Source organism: Dyadobacter sp. 22481 (genome assembly GCF_052044875.1).
Taxonomy (GTDB): Bacteria; Bacteroidota; Bacteroidia; order Cytophagales; family Spirosomataceae; genus Dyadobacter; species Dyadobacter endophyticus.
In genome coordinates this window covers 732233-745920 of the sequence record NZ_JBQENV010000003.1, presented here as the reverse complement: position 1 = coordinate 745920, position 13688 = coordinate 732233, and the positions used below count along the sequence as shown (strand labels likewise).

General features: G+C 49.6%; 10 protein-coding genes. 2 read left to right on the top strand and 8 right to left on the bottom strand.

Features of this window, described 5'->3' with window-relative positions:
* Positions 1 to 95: 95 nt before the first annotated feature.
* The 5 genes from ACTJJJ_RS21885 to ACTJJJ_RS21865 all read right to left on the bottom strand — a co-directional run bounded on the left by ACTJJJ_RS21885 (position 96) and on the right by ACTJJJ_RS21865 (position 4481).
* A complete protein-coding gene (locus tag ACTJJJ_RS21885; protein ID WP_426295771.1) occupies positions 96 to 1151 on the bottom strand; it encodes a hypothetical protein in 1056 nt (351 codons plus the stop codon).
* 24 nt (positions 1152 to 1175) lie between these two features.
* Positions 1176 to 2099: a hypothetical protein gene (locus tag ACTJJJ_RS21880; RefSeq protein WP_440703029.1), complete on the bottom strand. Its 924-nt coding sequence runs from the start codon at positions 2097 to 2099 to the stop codon at positions 1176 to 1178.
* An 11-nt stretch (positions 2100 to 2110) separates the two neighbouring features.
* Positions 2111 to 2680: a phosphoribosylglycinamide formyltransferase gene (gene purN, locus ACTJJJ_RS21875; protein WP_426295769.1), complete on the bottom strand. Its 570-nt coding sequence runs from the start codon at positions 2678 to 2680 to the stop codon at positions 2111 to 2113.
* Between the two features lie 133 nt (positions 2681 to 2813).
* The gene (locus ACTJJJ_RS21870) at positions 2814 to 3509 is read right to left on the bottom strand and encodes a TapB family protein (protein WP_188935613.1); all 696 of its coding nucleotides are present in this window, start codon (positions 3507 to 3509) and stop codon (positions 2814 to 2816) included.
* A 90-nt stretch (positions 3510 to 3599) separates the two neighbouring features.
* Positions 3600 to 4481, bottom strand: a complete 882-nt coding sequence (locus ACTJJJ_RS21865; protein ID WP_440703028.1) for a geranylgeranylglycerol-phosphate geranylgeranyltransferase — start codon at positions 4479 to 4481, stop codon at positions 3600 to 3602.
* 180 nt (positions 4482 to 4661) lie between these two features.
* Between ACTJJJ_RS21865 and bshA the strand changes: the two genes are divergently transcribed.
* Entirely contained in the window at positions 4662 to 5804 is a 1143-nt protein-coding gene (bshA, locus tag ACTJJJ_RS21860; RefSeq protein ID WP_188935609.1) for an N-acetyl-alpha-D-glucosaminyl L-malate synthase BshA, read from the top strand.
* A 124-nt stretch (positions 5805 to 5928) separates the two neighbouring features.
* Positions 5929 to 6186 carry a DUF4834 family protein gene (locus tag ACTJJJ_RS21855; RefSeq protein WP_440703027.1) on the top strand — a complete coding sequence of 86 codons (258 nt, stop codon included), beginning with the start codon at positions 5929 to 5931 and terminating at the stop codon, positions 6184 to 6186.
* Positions 6187 to 6260: 74 nt separating this feature from the next.
* Here the strand turns inward: ACTJJJ_RS21855 and ACTJJJ_RS21850 are convergent, their stop codons facing one another.
* The 3 genes from ACTJJJ_RS21850 to carB all read right to left on the bottom strand — a co-directional run bounded on the left by ACTJJJ_RS21850 (position 6261) and on the right by carB (position 13509).
* On the bottom strand, positions 6261 to 8603 hold the full coding sequence (locus ACTJJJ_RS21850) for a T9SS type A sorting domain-containing protein (protein WP_440703026.1): 2343 nt from the start codon (positions 8601 to 8603) through the stop codon (positions 6261 to 6263).
* A 90-nt stretch (positions 8604 to 8693) separates the two neighbouring features.
* Positions 8694 to 10298 (bottom strand): hypothetical protein, encoded by a 1605-nt coding sequence (locus tag ACTJJJ_RS21845; protein WP_440703025.1) that lies wholly within the window; start codon positions 10296 to 10298, stop codon positions 8694 to 8696.
* Between the two features lie 367 nt (positions 10299 to 10665).
* Positions 10666 to 13509: a carbamoyl-phosphate synthase large subunit gene (carB, locus tag ACTJJJ_RS21840; protein WP_188935605.1), complete on the bottom strand. Its 2844-nt coding sequence runs from the start codon at positions 13507 to 13509 to the stop codon at positions 10666 to 10668.
* Positions 13510 to 13688 lie beyond the last annotated feature (179 nt).

Sequence of the window (13688 nt, the reverse complement as noted above, 5' to 3'; positions counted from 1 at the left end):
CTATATTTGTATAATCATATTTAAATTCGTGCTGAATATCGTGGAAAAACCTCTACGTATTGTATCCGTTTCCCGCAAAAACGGCCGTTATGAGGCTATTCTTCAAACTCACCTTCTGGCTGATCCGGGATCTGGAAGGGTTTCAGATAGGCTTTGAGCTGCGATGGCACGAGCCAGTGTTTGTAGGTTTTCTTAATGTTTTTGATCTCCACCTTCAACTCGTTGATGACAGCATTGAATTTTGCAATCACCGTTACCTGGGAATTAGCGTGTTGGTAGGGGAGGCTGCAAACCGCCGATATTTTCTGTTGTATCAAAACCTTCTGCTGGCCCAATTCCTCGATTTGCTGGCGGAGAATCTTGTTGTAATAGCTGAGCTGGTTTTTATTGAGGTTTTCAAGGCCTGAGCGGTCAATCTGTTCGAGCTCCATTTGCAGTTTCAGCAACGAAAGCAGGTTATTCTCCTGATAGGCTTTCGTAATGCGCTGCATTGTCTCGGTTTTACGTTGTTTTTCCCCTTCGTCCGTTTCCCGGTCCGGGTGGAAAGTCTTTACGAGCTCCATATACACGCTCCGCACCGATTTGGTTGTCTTCGCCTGCTGTGCTTCGCGCGTCCGCTGGTCCATGCGCTGTTCTCTTCTTTCCGCCTTGATCCGCTGCTGCTCTTCTTCCGAAAGTTCATGGAAAGACACCTCTGGCTCGGGTTCATAGACACTTTCCAACAAAAATGCCGGGTCTTCAATCCGTGCGCTTTCCCGAAGGCGCTCTTCTTCGAGCAGCACATCGATGTCTGTCGCGCTATATTTATTGAAAACGGGTTTCAGCTCGGAACGGTCGTGATTCTTAATCAGATCATATGCATTTTCAATGATCAGATAGGCGAGTTTGGTTTGATAGGCCTTCCGAAAGTGCTCCGCTTCGTAGGTACGGTCCCAAAGGTTGACGATATCGGCCCGGTACCCCTGGTATTCCCGTACCAGCGGGTCGAGGTCGGACGGTATCCGCCGCAACATTTCGTCGTACGCTTGTTGAAGGTCGGCCAACTGACGGTCGAGTGCTTCTATCGTCTCCGAAAGCACATTAAATTCTTTTTGTTTCTTGTTGAGCGGCTTGTCTTGCTCAGGAATATGCAGGATGGCGGTGTCGGTCATGGTAGGTAAACAGTGCTCGCAGGATCACAGGTTCAGTTCCTGGTAGGAAATCAGTACAATGGCGACTACGGCGAGTACAAGTCCCCATTTATTCAATGTATTAAGGCGTTCCTTATACAATGCCCAGGCCGCAAGGGCCGAAACGAGCATGGTGAGGATATTATAGATCGGGAATACATAGGCCGCACTGTTTCCGAATGCAGCCAATGCCAGCAGGAGGAAATAGAGCGACAAAAAATTGGGTACTCCAAGCAGCAATCCGCCAAGGACGCTCCGAAGATGCAACCTGTGGCCATGCGCAATGATCCGGTAGACGAGAATCGACGTGCCGATCACCATAGCGCCAAAGCAGGCGACGATCATAAACACGGTGATCTGGCCGGACGGGTAGTATTTGGAGGATAAAAAATTGATCAGGGTATTGTTCGTGCCGCTGGCAAAGAATGTCAGAACGGGAAAAACCCACAATGCCTGCTTCGCCGCCTGCCCGGCACCGGCGGTATTTGCCGTGTCGGATCCTTTCGGTGAACGTTGGATGGCACCCAATGCCAGCGCCACGAGTGCAAGCACAAGCCCCAGGTAATTGAGCGCGGTAAAATCTTTATTGTTGTTCCTGAAAACGAAAAGTCCGAAAAGAACCGGAATCACCAGCGACATATTGCCTGCCAGCGACGTAGCGGTCACACTCACTTTTTGCGCAGTAAGCCCGATGAGCATAAAAGCCGTGACGAACATCGCTCCGAGCGCCATCGTAAGGACCGTCCCTTCCGACGTCCATTGTACCTCTGTAAATACACGGAGGTCGGGCGTGAGCACAAGGCCGGTGAGCACGCAGGCGTAATAGTTGAAAACCACCGCGTGGAACGAATCCACCCGGTAACGCGGGTAAGCGCGCATGATCAGGTAGAGCATGACCGTGAAAGCAACCGCTAGCAGGAAGAACAGCATGGTGTGATGACTTACTGTCCGGTAAGGATTTCCTCGATTACACGCGGGTAATGCGCGTATTCGAGTGCGTGTACCTTGCGTGCGACGTCTTCCGCTGTATCTCCGGGTGTCACATCGCATTTAGCCTGAAAAACGATGTCGCCCTCGTCGTAATGCTCGTTTACGTAATGGATCGTGATGCCCGATTCGGTCTCTCCGGCATTCACCACAGCTTCATGCACAAAATGCCCGTACATGCCTTTGCCGCCGTATTTGGGTAGCAATGCAGGGTGGATATTGATCATTTTATTCGGAAATGAATTGACGAGTACCGGTGGCACGAGCATCATAAAGCCGGCCAGTACCACGAGATCGATGCCTTCGTTTTGCAGGATCTGCTGAATTTTCCCCGTGTGGTAAAAAGTTTTCTTGTCAAAAAATACAACCGGTATTTGCAATTTGAGCGCCCTCTTGATCACTCCGGCCATGGGATTGTTGGTGAAAATCAGCGATACATCCACGTCGTCGCGATCAGCGAAATGTTCGCAGATCTTTTCAGCATTGGACCCTGAACCGGAGGCAAAAATGGCAATTCTCTTCATTATTAAGCGTAGTTGTTATGTGATAGATAAGGAGTATTGTCAGCAAAATACCCGGACAAAGCTATAAAAAGACGGCTTGCCGACGAACTGCAAGCCGTTATTTAGGGGAATGTTAATATAGACTTGTCTGAAATCAATAAATTTTGGCCAGCTCGCTATACCCCATCAGTTTTCCTTTGCGATAAGTCTCGGTTTTCAGGTCCCAGATAATGCCGGGTGCGCGGTAGGAAACGCTTTGCATCTCCATTTTTACAGGAAACCCCATCACCATTTCCATATTCATGTCCGAATTAATTTTGTAAACATCATAGCTTCCCGCCGGGATAGTGAGCTTTTCCTGGCCGGCCACCGTACGGTTTTTGATAAACATATTGAAAACCACCGTCATCGGGCCCGACTTCCCTTCGCCTTTCACAGCTGCATCCTTCAACTTATCGCCTACCGATAGTTTGGACGGGATTTCGATATTGTCATAGGTAAATTTCATCTCCATATTCTGAAACGATTTCAGTTGCTCCTGGCTGACGAGCGAAGCGGCGTCGAGCGTCAGCACGTTTCCGTCGCATTTCATCTGGTAAGTGTTTTTGAGCTCGGATTTACCCTTGGTATTAAAGGATTCCATGTCGATAGTTACCACTGTGTTGCTGCCTTCCCTGGCTACTTTGGCGATTTTATAGGTAAGCTTTCCAAGCGCCTTGCCCTTTCCGTCATAGTTGTTCATTTCAAATCCGCCTCCTTCTTTGAATGTAAAGCCGGCACATTCCTGGGCATTGGCGCCCAGGCTAAGCATCAGCAGACAAGCGATGCTCCATAGGATAAACTTTTTCATATTCGTAACAGCGATTTAGTTTTGGGGTGACCAAATATAACTTTTCAACCGGTTAATTAAGCGGCGTGAAGTGTTAAATTAATCGGTGCTTCATGCCCAGATCATGGTGATCAGGCCAAGTAGCATAATGATCTTGCAAAGGCTGCTGATTTCCCTGAAATCGCGGCGGGTATCGGCCTGATAGAGACGCATTACCAGCAACGCGATCGGGATCAGGAGCAGTAGGAAGAGAAGTGTAAGCAGGTTGTTCTGCAATGCCCGGGCCATCAAAAACAGCGTAAGTACAAAAACGACGATGACCGAGTATAGGAATGTTTTCGTGCGCCGGATCCCCCAGATAATTGGTAATGTGCGGCAGCCGTGCGCCTCGTCGCCTCGAATGTCCTCCATATCCTTCACTACTTCGCGGATAAGCGAAATGAAGAAAGAGAAAACCGCGTAAATAAATACCAGGTGCCGGTTGGCCGGGTAATGTACGGTGAGTATGAGCAGGGTAAGGCCGGTCAGCAGCGAAACAATAAAGTTTCCGATGAACGGCAGCCGCTTGTACCGCTCGGAGTAAAACCAGAGCAGCGTGATCGAAAAAACATTGATAATGAAGATGTACGGACTGACGACTAACCCGAGCACGGCTCCGACCACGTTCAAAACCTGGTGCGCACCCATGGCCCAGCGGCGTTTCAGGTAGCGGCCCACCACCACTCTTTCGGGCTTATTGACGATGTCGATCTTGACATCGAAATAATCGTTTATAATGTAACCGGCAGCGGCAATGCAAACCGTCGAGAGTGCCAGGACGAACATGTCGATATCGGTGACAATCGACTTCCATTCATGCCGTGGGCCAATGAGCAGGATGCGCGTGAGGTATTGCGTCAGAGCCACAATGACCAGATTGGTCATGCGCACAAGCCGTGCACTCCCGGTGACATAATCCCACGTTGTAATCTTGGGTCTGGCCGACACATTCATGAAGTTTGACGCTGGAAAAAGAAGGTTTAGGCAATAAAATTATTCATTTTATCCCATTAACGACAATTCTTCACTTCTTTATCCATTTGTGGGATAAAAAACCTGCATTTGTTGTTAGCTATTTTAAACCGTTATCCGGACGGTTGTTCATCCGGACATTCAACCATTTGCTGACCTATTATGAAAATTGGTATCGTATGCTATCCTACCTTCGGAGGAAGCGGTGTGGTAGCTACCGAGCTTGGAAAAGCGCTTGCGAAAGCCGGCCACCAGGTTCATTTCATTACCTATTCCCAGCCCCAACGGCTGGATTTTTTTAATGAGAACCTCTATTATCACGAAGTAAATATACCCGCCTACCCGTTGTTCCAATACCCGCCTTATGAGTCGGCGCTGTCTAGCGAAATGGTGCATGTAGTAGCCAATGCGGGGCTCGATTTACTTCACGTACATTATGCGATCCCGCACGCGTCGTCTGCATACCTCGCCAAACAGATTCTGGCTGCGCAAGGCATTCACATTCCGGTAATTACGACATTGCATGGCACGGACATTACCCTGGTTGGAAAAGACCCTTCCTACGAGCCGGTGGTGACTTTCAGCATTAATCAATCGGATGGTATTACTGCGGTTTCTGATTCGCTTAAAAAGGACACATACGATCATTTCAAGATCACCAAAGATATTGAAGTGATCCCCAACTTTATCGATCTCGACCGTTTTAACCGCCAGAAAAAGGATCATTTCAAACTCGCCATTTGCCCCAATAACGAGAAGCTGATCGTGCATACCTCCAATTTCAGGAAAGTAAAGAGGATCGACGACGTGATCATGATCTTCGAACGGCTCCGTAAACTATTGCCGAGCAAGTTGCTCCTCGTAGGCGACGGCCCCGACCGTATGCGGATCGAGCGCCTTTGCAAGGACCTGGATATGCTTTCGGACGTCCGTTTCCTGGGTAAACTCGATGCGATCGAAGAGGTGCTTTCCGTAGCGGACCTGTTCCTGATGCCTTCCGAATCCGAGAGTTTCGGACTGGCCGCCCTCGAAGCCCTGGCCTGCGAAGTACCTATTATTACGTCTAATGCGGGCGGTCTGCCGGAATTGAATGTGCACGGGGTAACCGGTTTCCTGAGTGATGTAGGTGATGTCGAAGATATGGTGAAGCACGCCGCCTACATTCTCGACGATGCTAACCTGCCGACTTTCAAAGCGAACGCGCTGGCTAGGGCCCGCGAATTCGATGTAGCGAAGATCCTGCCGCATTACGAAGCGTATTACGAGCGCGTGGTAGAGAATAGTAAGGCGGTCGATCTGGCATAAAAGCCGCCGGTAACGCGAGAGCGCCGCTCAATGCCCAGTTTCGTCTTTCATGAGGTTTTACTTATATTCGTGTGCTATTTATGCTAGGTTTACGTTATTGATTGAGGTAAAAAATTCTTGAAAAATGAAACTGGTATTTAATATATTATTCATATTCCTGCTCCTGATCGCATTTGTGCCGTTTTTCAGACGGTTCCTTTTTCACTTGCTAGTAGGTAGGCAACTGGTCAAGCAACAGGAAAGGGCATTCCGGGCACAACGGCAACAGGAAAAGGCCCGTACCAAGCCAGGAGGCGTTCGGGTCGATAGTACGCCATCAAATGCCAATGACTCTTCGCGGTTCCGGGGCGGCGAGTACGTCGATTATGAGGAAGTGAAGTAGAAAATTTTTTGAAATTGATATAATGCAAAAAGCCCGGAGCGATCCGGGCTTTCCTGTTTTGGTATGAATGCGTTTTATTGCTTGATCACCTTGAATGTCGCTTTCTTGCCTTTGGCGTCTATATGAAGCAGGTAAATGCCGGGTGAAAGGTCGCGGATATCAAGTGTCTCCTCGCGCTTGCGGGTTTTGATGGTGCGCACCACATTCCCGTTTTGGCTCATGAGGCGGATGCTTTTTTCAGTGCCGTCCTCCGATCTTATAGCCAGAACATCCTGTGCCGGGTTAGGAGCTACTGTCGCCTGATAGACGGAGACATGCGGTTCGGTGGCGGTGACAATCTCTACCTTCACGATGGAGGGCGAATCAATAATTCCATTGCCGCAGCTGTTGGAGACACGGAACAGGCGGTAGTATTGGCTTGGGGATGCCTGGAAGAGCTCCACGACATCGGTCGGTACACTCGACTGCCGGTTTATGACGCTGGCATCCGTACCGAACTGGTAATACCACGGACCGCCACCTGAGAGCAAAACGGTTACCTTCGGATTTTTAACCCCATCGAAAATCACGGTCTCGGAGGCAAATTTCGCTCTGGCCTTCTGGCTTACATTCATGGGCGATGCATAGGCGCTGCCGGCGGTATTCGCATCGGAGGCCACAACACGGATTCGGTACAGGATACCCGCCACAAGGTCGGTAGGCATTACTGCCTTAATAGGATTACTGCCCGGAATGGTGGTGATGGCCAGGAAGTTCCGTCCGGTAGTGTCGGAAAGCTGAACGGTAAATTGGTTGCCCACCGAAAACGACCCTGCGGTTTTGTAGCCTATGGCAATGGTATCGCCGGTACAAAGGCCGTAACCGCTGCTGGAAGTTATCGTTGTGACCGTTATGCTGCGTTCGGAAGGAGGATTGACTTCCACCGTCGCCGAGCCAGTGGCTGTACCATTCCCGCAACCGTTCGTGACGGAAGAAATGGTATAAGTCGTGGTTTTTTGCGGAGACACAGTTACCTGTGCGGTACCCGACGAGTAAACTTCACCTTTGCTTCCGTCGGACAATACAAATTTGTTCACATCGGGGGTTGACTTGTTCGATCTGATTACCAGCGTTGTACTTTCGCCGGCGTTGATGACCGTGTTACCTAAGAGTGTGACGCTAGGTTTGGTGGTCACGTAAACGGAAAGCGTCGACTGGATTTTGTATTTTTCAACGGTACAGATGATCCTGTAATAGCTGCCGGGTAGCGAATTCGGCATGGTTAAGTTTTTTATTCCTTTGAGCGATCTCGTGGAATCGAGCATGATCACGTTTGAGCTGGTTTGATCCGAGATGCCAAACCGGATGTATTCATTAGAAAGATCCACATCTCCGTTCAGCTCGTAGCTGACGGTAACTGTGCCGCCTTCGCACACGCTGCCCGATGGAGAGTACAACGACAGTTTCGGGTTGACGATGACATTGACGGCCCCCGAACCGGTACCATAGCCACACACATTGCTTACGGAGCGTATAGCGTATTCCTGGCTTTTTAGCGGATAAGTATACCAGCTCTGGTCCCCGGTGTAAAATTCTTGCCGGGTATTATCGCTGAAAACCGTCGAAATAGGTGCGGTGCCGGTGGTTTTGACTTGCAATGAAATACCTGATCCTGCATCGATACGGATAGGATTCGGTTGGGAATTTCCAGGGGTTAATATGGCGGTCGGGGGCGTGGAGATCTGTACCCCGAGCGGATCCGAAATAGAACCTTCGGAAGACAGCAGGCGGATATTATAGTAGCCGGGCTCCATACCTTTGGGGACGGTGGTTTTGATAATACTGCCCTTTTCGCCGGTAATAATAGTTTGGTATTCAGAACTGCCGCTACGTGCTATTTGCAGCGTAAATGTAGCATTGTCGGATTTCCCTTCCACAATTCCAAAAGGGATACTCAAAGGGGCATCGGCGCAGTAATTCGGCGTATTGTATTGAGAAAACTGAATGCGGTAGGGCATTGCCTGAATGTAGGTCGCGAGATCAACAGGATAAGTTCCACAGGCATTGGTGGCTGACTTAACGATGTAAGTCGAGAGTTCACCGGTTTTTGGGTTTGTTGGTATCGAAGAATTGTACTGGTTGAAAGTGGCAGTCCGTTCTACCCCGTTTTCTGTGTAGACAATGCTTTGAAACTGCGAGTTGGCCGAAAGTGAAAGAATTTGTCCCCACCCTGGGCTCGGGCTGGCAACATACCGCCAGGGTTCTTCGGCCTTGGCCTGTGGATAAAGGTAAAACTGGGTAAGGGGAGATTGCAGACGAATATGTTCCTCATTACTGAAAAGAGCGGGGTTTGTAGATGCGATACGAATATCGGTTTCGATGGCGCTGAGCGCCTGAATAGAAAGTTTGATCTTGTATTTACCCTCTTTTTCTACCACACGCAATGCCTGAAAGTTACAGCAAGGAGCGTTAGTTTGAATGGAAAACCTGTTTCCCGCGGTAAACTGCCCTACCGTGCCGAAAGTAATTTACAGGCTATCGTCACTGCAAATCGCCGTTTTCAAAGGCTCCAGATAAATGCCCGGTTCGGAAGAAGGTGAGACAGTGAGGCGAACATTTCGGGGATTGGTGTTTTTAAAACAACCATTTGCAATGGACTTGATCTTATAATCCATGCTTTCGCGGACAAACAGTTGTTCCACGTCATACACATTGCTATCATACGTTTTGACGGTTCCGTCCTGAGCTTCCACCGTGAACGGCCCTCCGCCCTCAAACTCATAACCGATTTGAACTTTCGTCGGTAGCTTGAATACGAACGTGTTCTGACGGGAGGCGTAGGTCAGGTTGGGCATCGTTTGCACATTCACAGAAGCGATTTGCGACGACATTGCAGGGTTCGTAGTATAGATCTGGAAAGTATAGGATGTTCCTCCTGTACGGTTTGGCAAGGCAAATTCCAGGTATTCGCCCGAGCGTGTAGCATTGTAGGTCTCGTATTGACTGGTATAACCATTATAGACCTGGACCGTAAATTTCGTGGCATCGGTGATTGCAGCGCTCGTAACGAAACGCAGACGGGCGTTGGAACCCGAGCACAACGTCTGAGCGGTATTGCCCTCATAGATACGGATGCCTGGCTTCACTTTAATGCGGACTGTTTCAGGGTTAGTTATTTCCACGGTGCCGCAGCCGGAAGTGACTGATTTAATCCGGTACTCCTGATCAGTGATCGGGAAAATCGGGATATCGATAGTGCCATAGCCGCTTGTACTTTTTGTGCCGTCCGTAAGCTCGACGGTCATGGGCGGAAGGCCCGTGGTATTAATGCCCAGACTGGCAGGCCCGAACTGGGTCAAAGTCTGGCTCGAGGTATTGAAGGTCGCACCGGTTTTGGGCCATAGCGACACCTGAACTGCCGGCCCGGACGATAGAGTGGCAGGGTTGTCGGTAATGATCCGGACCGTGAATTCCTTATTCGTTTTAATTTGAAGTTGCGTCGGAAATGTCGCTACCAGCACGCCGTTGGTCAATGTTGCGGGCGTTTCCACCGTGATCGGGGCATTGCTGGAATAGTATACTTCGGTGAACCGGAGCCGGTAGCGGGTTTGCGCCGTAAAGGGCGTCCCTGCCGTTGAGAACGACACACGCACGTCGCTTCCCTCACAGATCGCACTTGGTGTCACGCCGGCTATCTTGATGGACGTAGCATTGATAACCGGCCGGTAAGTTCCGCTCACCTGCATCGCGCCACAGTTGTTTTCAGCATGTGCAATGGTGTAGCCGGGGAAATTGTCGGGAATGGTAACCGTATGCTGGGCGGAAGACGGTATTGAGTAGCTTGATAAGTTGAGTCTGGTGCTGTCGTTCAATGTCACGCGGGCATCTCCGACGCTGTTCCATCCAAAAAGGATTGATGCGTTATCGAAAGCATTTAAGGTATCCGTTTTATTTTCCGGATTGAGAATAATGCGTCCCTTAGTGTACATCTGTATGCTGCCAGACCATACGCTTTCTGTTTTCGGAGATGATGCAATGGCCCTGAACTGCACATAGCTTCCTGCAAAGTTCGCCGAATCTTTCAAGGTAAATTCTAGCCTGCCATTGACCAGCACTGCCGGGACGTCGGTCACGGTCGACGAATACTCGCTTTTCCTGATCTGGACAGAAAACTTGTTGTCTGCGCCGAATGTCCCGGTCGTTGTGATACCGAGCCGGTAAGTGGAGTTTATACAGATGTTCGAAGAATTTTATCGTAACTGAGACTAATGGTAGCTGTTTGTGCAAATGCAGTAAAATGAACACAAAGCCACATTGCAAGAATGCAAGCGTAAAACTTAGACATGTAGGGGAGTGGTTACAATTAATTCCCGAAAATAGTACATTATGCAGAATATCTGAGGGCATGTGACCACTATTTTATTCCTGTTTACAAAACCTGATTAATGCAAAAAGCCCCGGATTATTCCGGGGCTTTGCACTTTGCTTCAAGAGCTATATTTACCGGCTCAGGTAAAGATTCCTTTCGCCGTAAATTTTCTGAAAAAACTCGTCTTCCAGATCCTTGATGAAATAGATCGCTTCACCGGTCGATTTCATTTCAGGGCCGAGTTCCTTGTTTACATTCGGGAATTTGTTGAACGAGAACACAGGGATCTTGATCGCCCAGCCTTCTTTTACTGGTTTGAAGTCGAAATCCTTCACCTTTTTGTCGCCAAGCATCAGCTTGGTTGCGTAGTTCACATAAGGTTCCTGGTAGGCCTTGCAAATGAACGGAACGGTACGCGATGCACGCGGGTTGGCCTCGATCACATACACGACGCCCTCTTTCACCGCGAATTGTACGTTGATCAATCCCTTCACGTTCATCGCCAATGCGATTTTGCGGGTATGCTCCTCGATCTGGCGAATTTCGTCGGCCGTGAGGTCAAAAGGAGGCAATGCGGCGTGCGAGTCACCGGAGTGGATACCCGCTGGTTCGATATGCTCCATGACACCGATAATGTAAGCGTCTTCACCGTCGCAGATCGCATCAGCTTCCGCTTCCAATGCACCTTCGAGGAAGTGGTCGAGGAGGATATTGTTGTCTGGAATGTCGTGAAGGATTTTCACCACGTGTTGTTCCAGCTCCTTCTCGTTGATCACGATCTTCATGCTCTGCCCACCCAAAACGTAGCTTGGACGAACCAGCAGCGGGAAGCCGAGCGTGCGGGAAAGTTCAACCGCGGCGTCGGAGCTTCTTACAGTACCGAATTTCGGGAATGGGATGCCCAATTCTTCGAGCAATGACGAGAACCGCCCGCGGTCCTCAGCCCAGTCGAGCGAGTGGTAGCTGGTACCGATGATTTTCACACCATATTTTTCCAGTTTCTCAGCCATTTTCAAGGCTGTCTGACCACCAAGCTGAACGATTACGCCCTCAGGCTTTTCGTGCTCGATTATGTCGAAAACGTGCTCCCAGAAAACCGGTTCGAAATACAGTTTGTCGGAAATATCCGGGTCGGTCGAAACGGTTTCAGGGTTACAATTGATCATGATCGTTTCGTAACCGGCTTCCTTCGCTGCCAAGACACCGTGTACGCAAGAGTAGTCGAATTCGATACCCTGGCCGATCCGGTTTGGTCCCGAGCCGAGCACGACAACCTTTTTGCGGTCGCTTACGATCGACTCGTTGTCGGGGAACTCCTGCGAGGTATTGAAAGTGGAGTAGTAGTAAGGTGTTTTTGCTTCGAATTCAGCTGCACAGGTATCAACGCATTTGTATACACGCTTGATGCCCAGTGCTTTCCGGCGGTCGTAAACCTTGCTTTCCTTCGTGCCGATCAAATGGGCGATCTGGCGGTCGGCGTAGCCTTTTTGTTTCGCTGTCAAAAGCAAATCCTTCGGCAGGTCTTCGAGGTCGAATTTCTCGATTTCGTGTTCCAGCTCGATCAGCTCTTCTATCTGGCGGAGGAACCACGCGTCTATTTTGGTGAGGTTCTGGATCGTTTTGAACGACAGACCTATTTTGAATGCATCGTAAATATGGAACAGGCGGTCCCAGCTCGGGTGTGCAAGGCTGTGCTTGATAGCCTCCTGGTCGCGCAACTCGCGGCCGTCGGCGCCAAGTCCGTTCCGGCGGATTTCCAGTGACTGACAAGCCTTTTGCAATGCCTCCTGGAAGTTACGTCCGATACCCATTGCTTCACCAACGGATTTCATTTGAAGACCCAGTGAGCGGTCGGCACCTTTGAATTTATCGAAGTTCCAGCGCGGAACTTTCACGATCACGTAGTCGATCGAAGGTTCGAAGAATGCGGAAGTACTGCCGGTGATCGGGTTGATGAGCTCGTCGAGGTCGTAACCGATCGCCATTTTCGCAGCGATTTTCGCGATAGGGTAACCAGTCGCTTTCGAAGCCAATGCCGAAGAACGCGATACACGCGGGTTGATCTCGATCGCGATGATCTTGTCGTCAGCCGGGTTTACCGAGAATTGTACATTACAGCCACCCGCAAACTTGCCGATACCGTTCATCATCTTGATCGAAAGGTCGCGCATTTGCTGGTACAATGTGTCGGGAAGCGTCATCGCCGGTGCAACCGTGATACTGTCGCCGGTATGTACACCCATCGGGTCGAAGTTCTCGATCGAGCAGATGATGATGAAGTTCCCTTTGCTGTCGCGGAGGAGTTCGAGCTCGTATTCCTTCCAGCCCATTACACTTTGCTCCACCAGTACCTCGTGTACAGGTGACGCGTGCAAGCCGTAGTTCAGCGCTTTGTCGAAATCTTCTTCTTTTTCCACAAATCCACCTCCCGTACCACCAAGGGTAAATGAAGGACGGATTACCAGCGGGAAGCCGATTTCCTGAGCGATCTCTTTTCCTTCAAGGAAAGAGCGGGCTGTGCGGCCCTTACATACATTCACGCCCAGTTCGAGCATTTTCAAGCGGAATTTCTCCCGGTCCTCGGTCGTTTCGATCGCTTTGATGTCCACACCGATAATGTCAATATCATACTTTTTCCAGATACCTGCTTTGTCACAGTCAATAGCCAGGTTCAGCGCCGTTTGGCCACCCATTGTGGGAAGCACCGCGTCGATGGGCCTGCCCAACGCCTTGTGTTTTTCCAGAATTTCAACGATGTACTTCTTTTCCAGCGGCAGCAGGTACACATGATCTGCACTGATAGGGTCAGTCATGATTGTTGCAGGATTGGAGTTGATCAGAACTACCTCAATCCCTTCTTCTCGCAGCGAACGGGCTGCCTGAGAGCCGGAATAGTCAAACTCGCACGCCTGACCGATAACGATGGGGCCTGAACCGATAATCAGAACGGATTTGATACTCGTATTTTTGGGCACAGTAAATGGTAATTTGTAGAAATGAAGGAAATACTTGAACAACTTTTGGCAGTTGCCTGACGATTCCGAGCAGGGGTACGTCCAAAAATTCCACAAAGTTAATTCTCATATCCGAAAAAGGACAGGATGTGGCTTGAAATAAGTGTAAATTTTTGAAATTTGTGTGTATCTAATTATTA

Bases quoted from the DNA above. Each gene is read 5' to 3' on its own strand.
- ACTJJJ_RS21885 (WP_426295771.1), bottom strand. From the start codon at position 1,151: ATGACCGACACCGCCATCCTGCATATTCCTGAGCAAGACAAGCCGCTC.
- ACTJJJ_RS21880 (WP_440703029.1), bottom strand. From the start codon at position 2,099: ATGCTGTTCTTCCTGCTAGCGGTTGCTTTCACGGTCATGCTCTACCTG.
- purN (WP_426295769.1), bottom strand. From the start codon at position 2,680: ATGAAGAGAATTGCCATTTTTGCCTCCGGTTCAGGGTCCAATGCTGAA.
- ACTJJJ_RS21870 (WP_188935613.1), bottom strand. From the start codon at position 3,509: ATGAAAAAGTTTATCCTATGGAGCATCGCTTGTCTGCTGATGCTTAGC.
- ACTJJJ_RS21865 (WP_440703028.1), bottom strand. From the start codon at position 4,481: ATGAATGTGTCGGCCAGACCCAAGATTACAACGTGGGATTATGTCACC.
- bshA (WP_188935609.1), top strand. From the start codon at position 4,662: ATGAAAATTGGTATCGTATGCTATCCTACCTTCGGAGGAAGCGGTGTG.
- ACTJJJ_RS21855 (WP_440703027.1), top strand. From the start codon at position 5,929: ATGAAACTGGTATTTAATATATTATTCATATTCCTGCTCCTGATCGCA.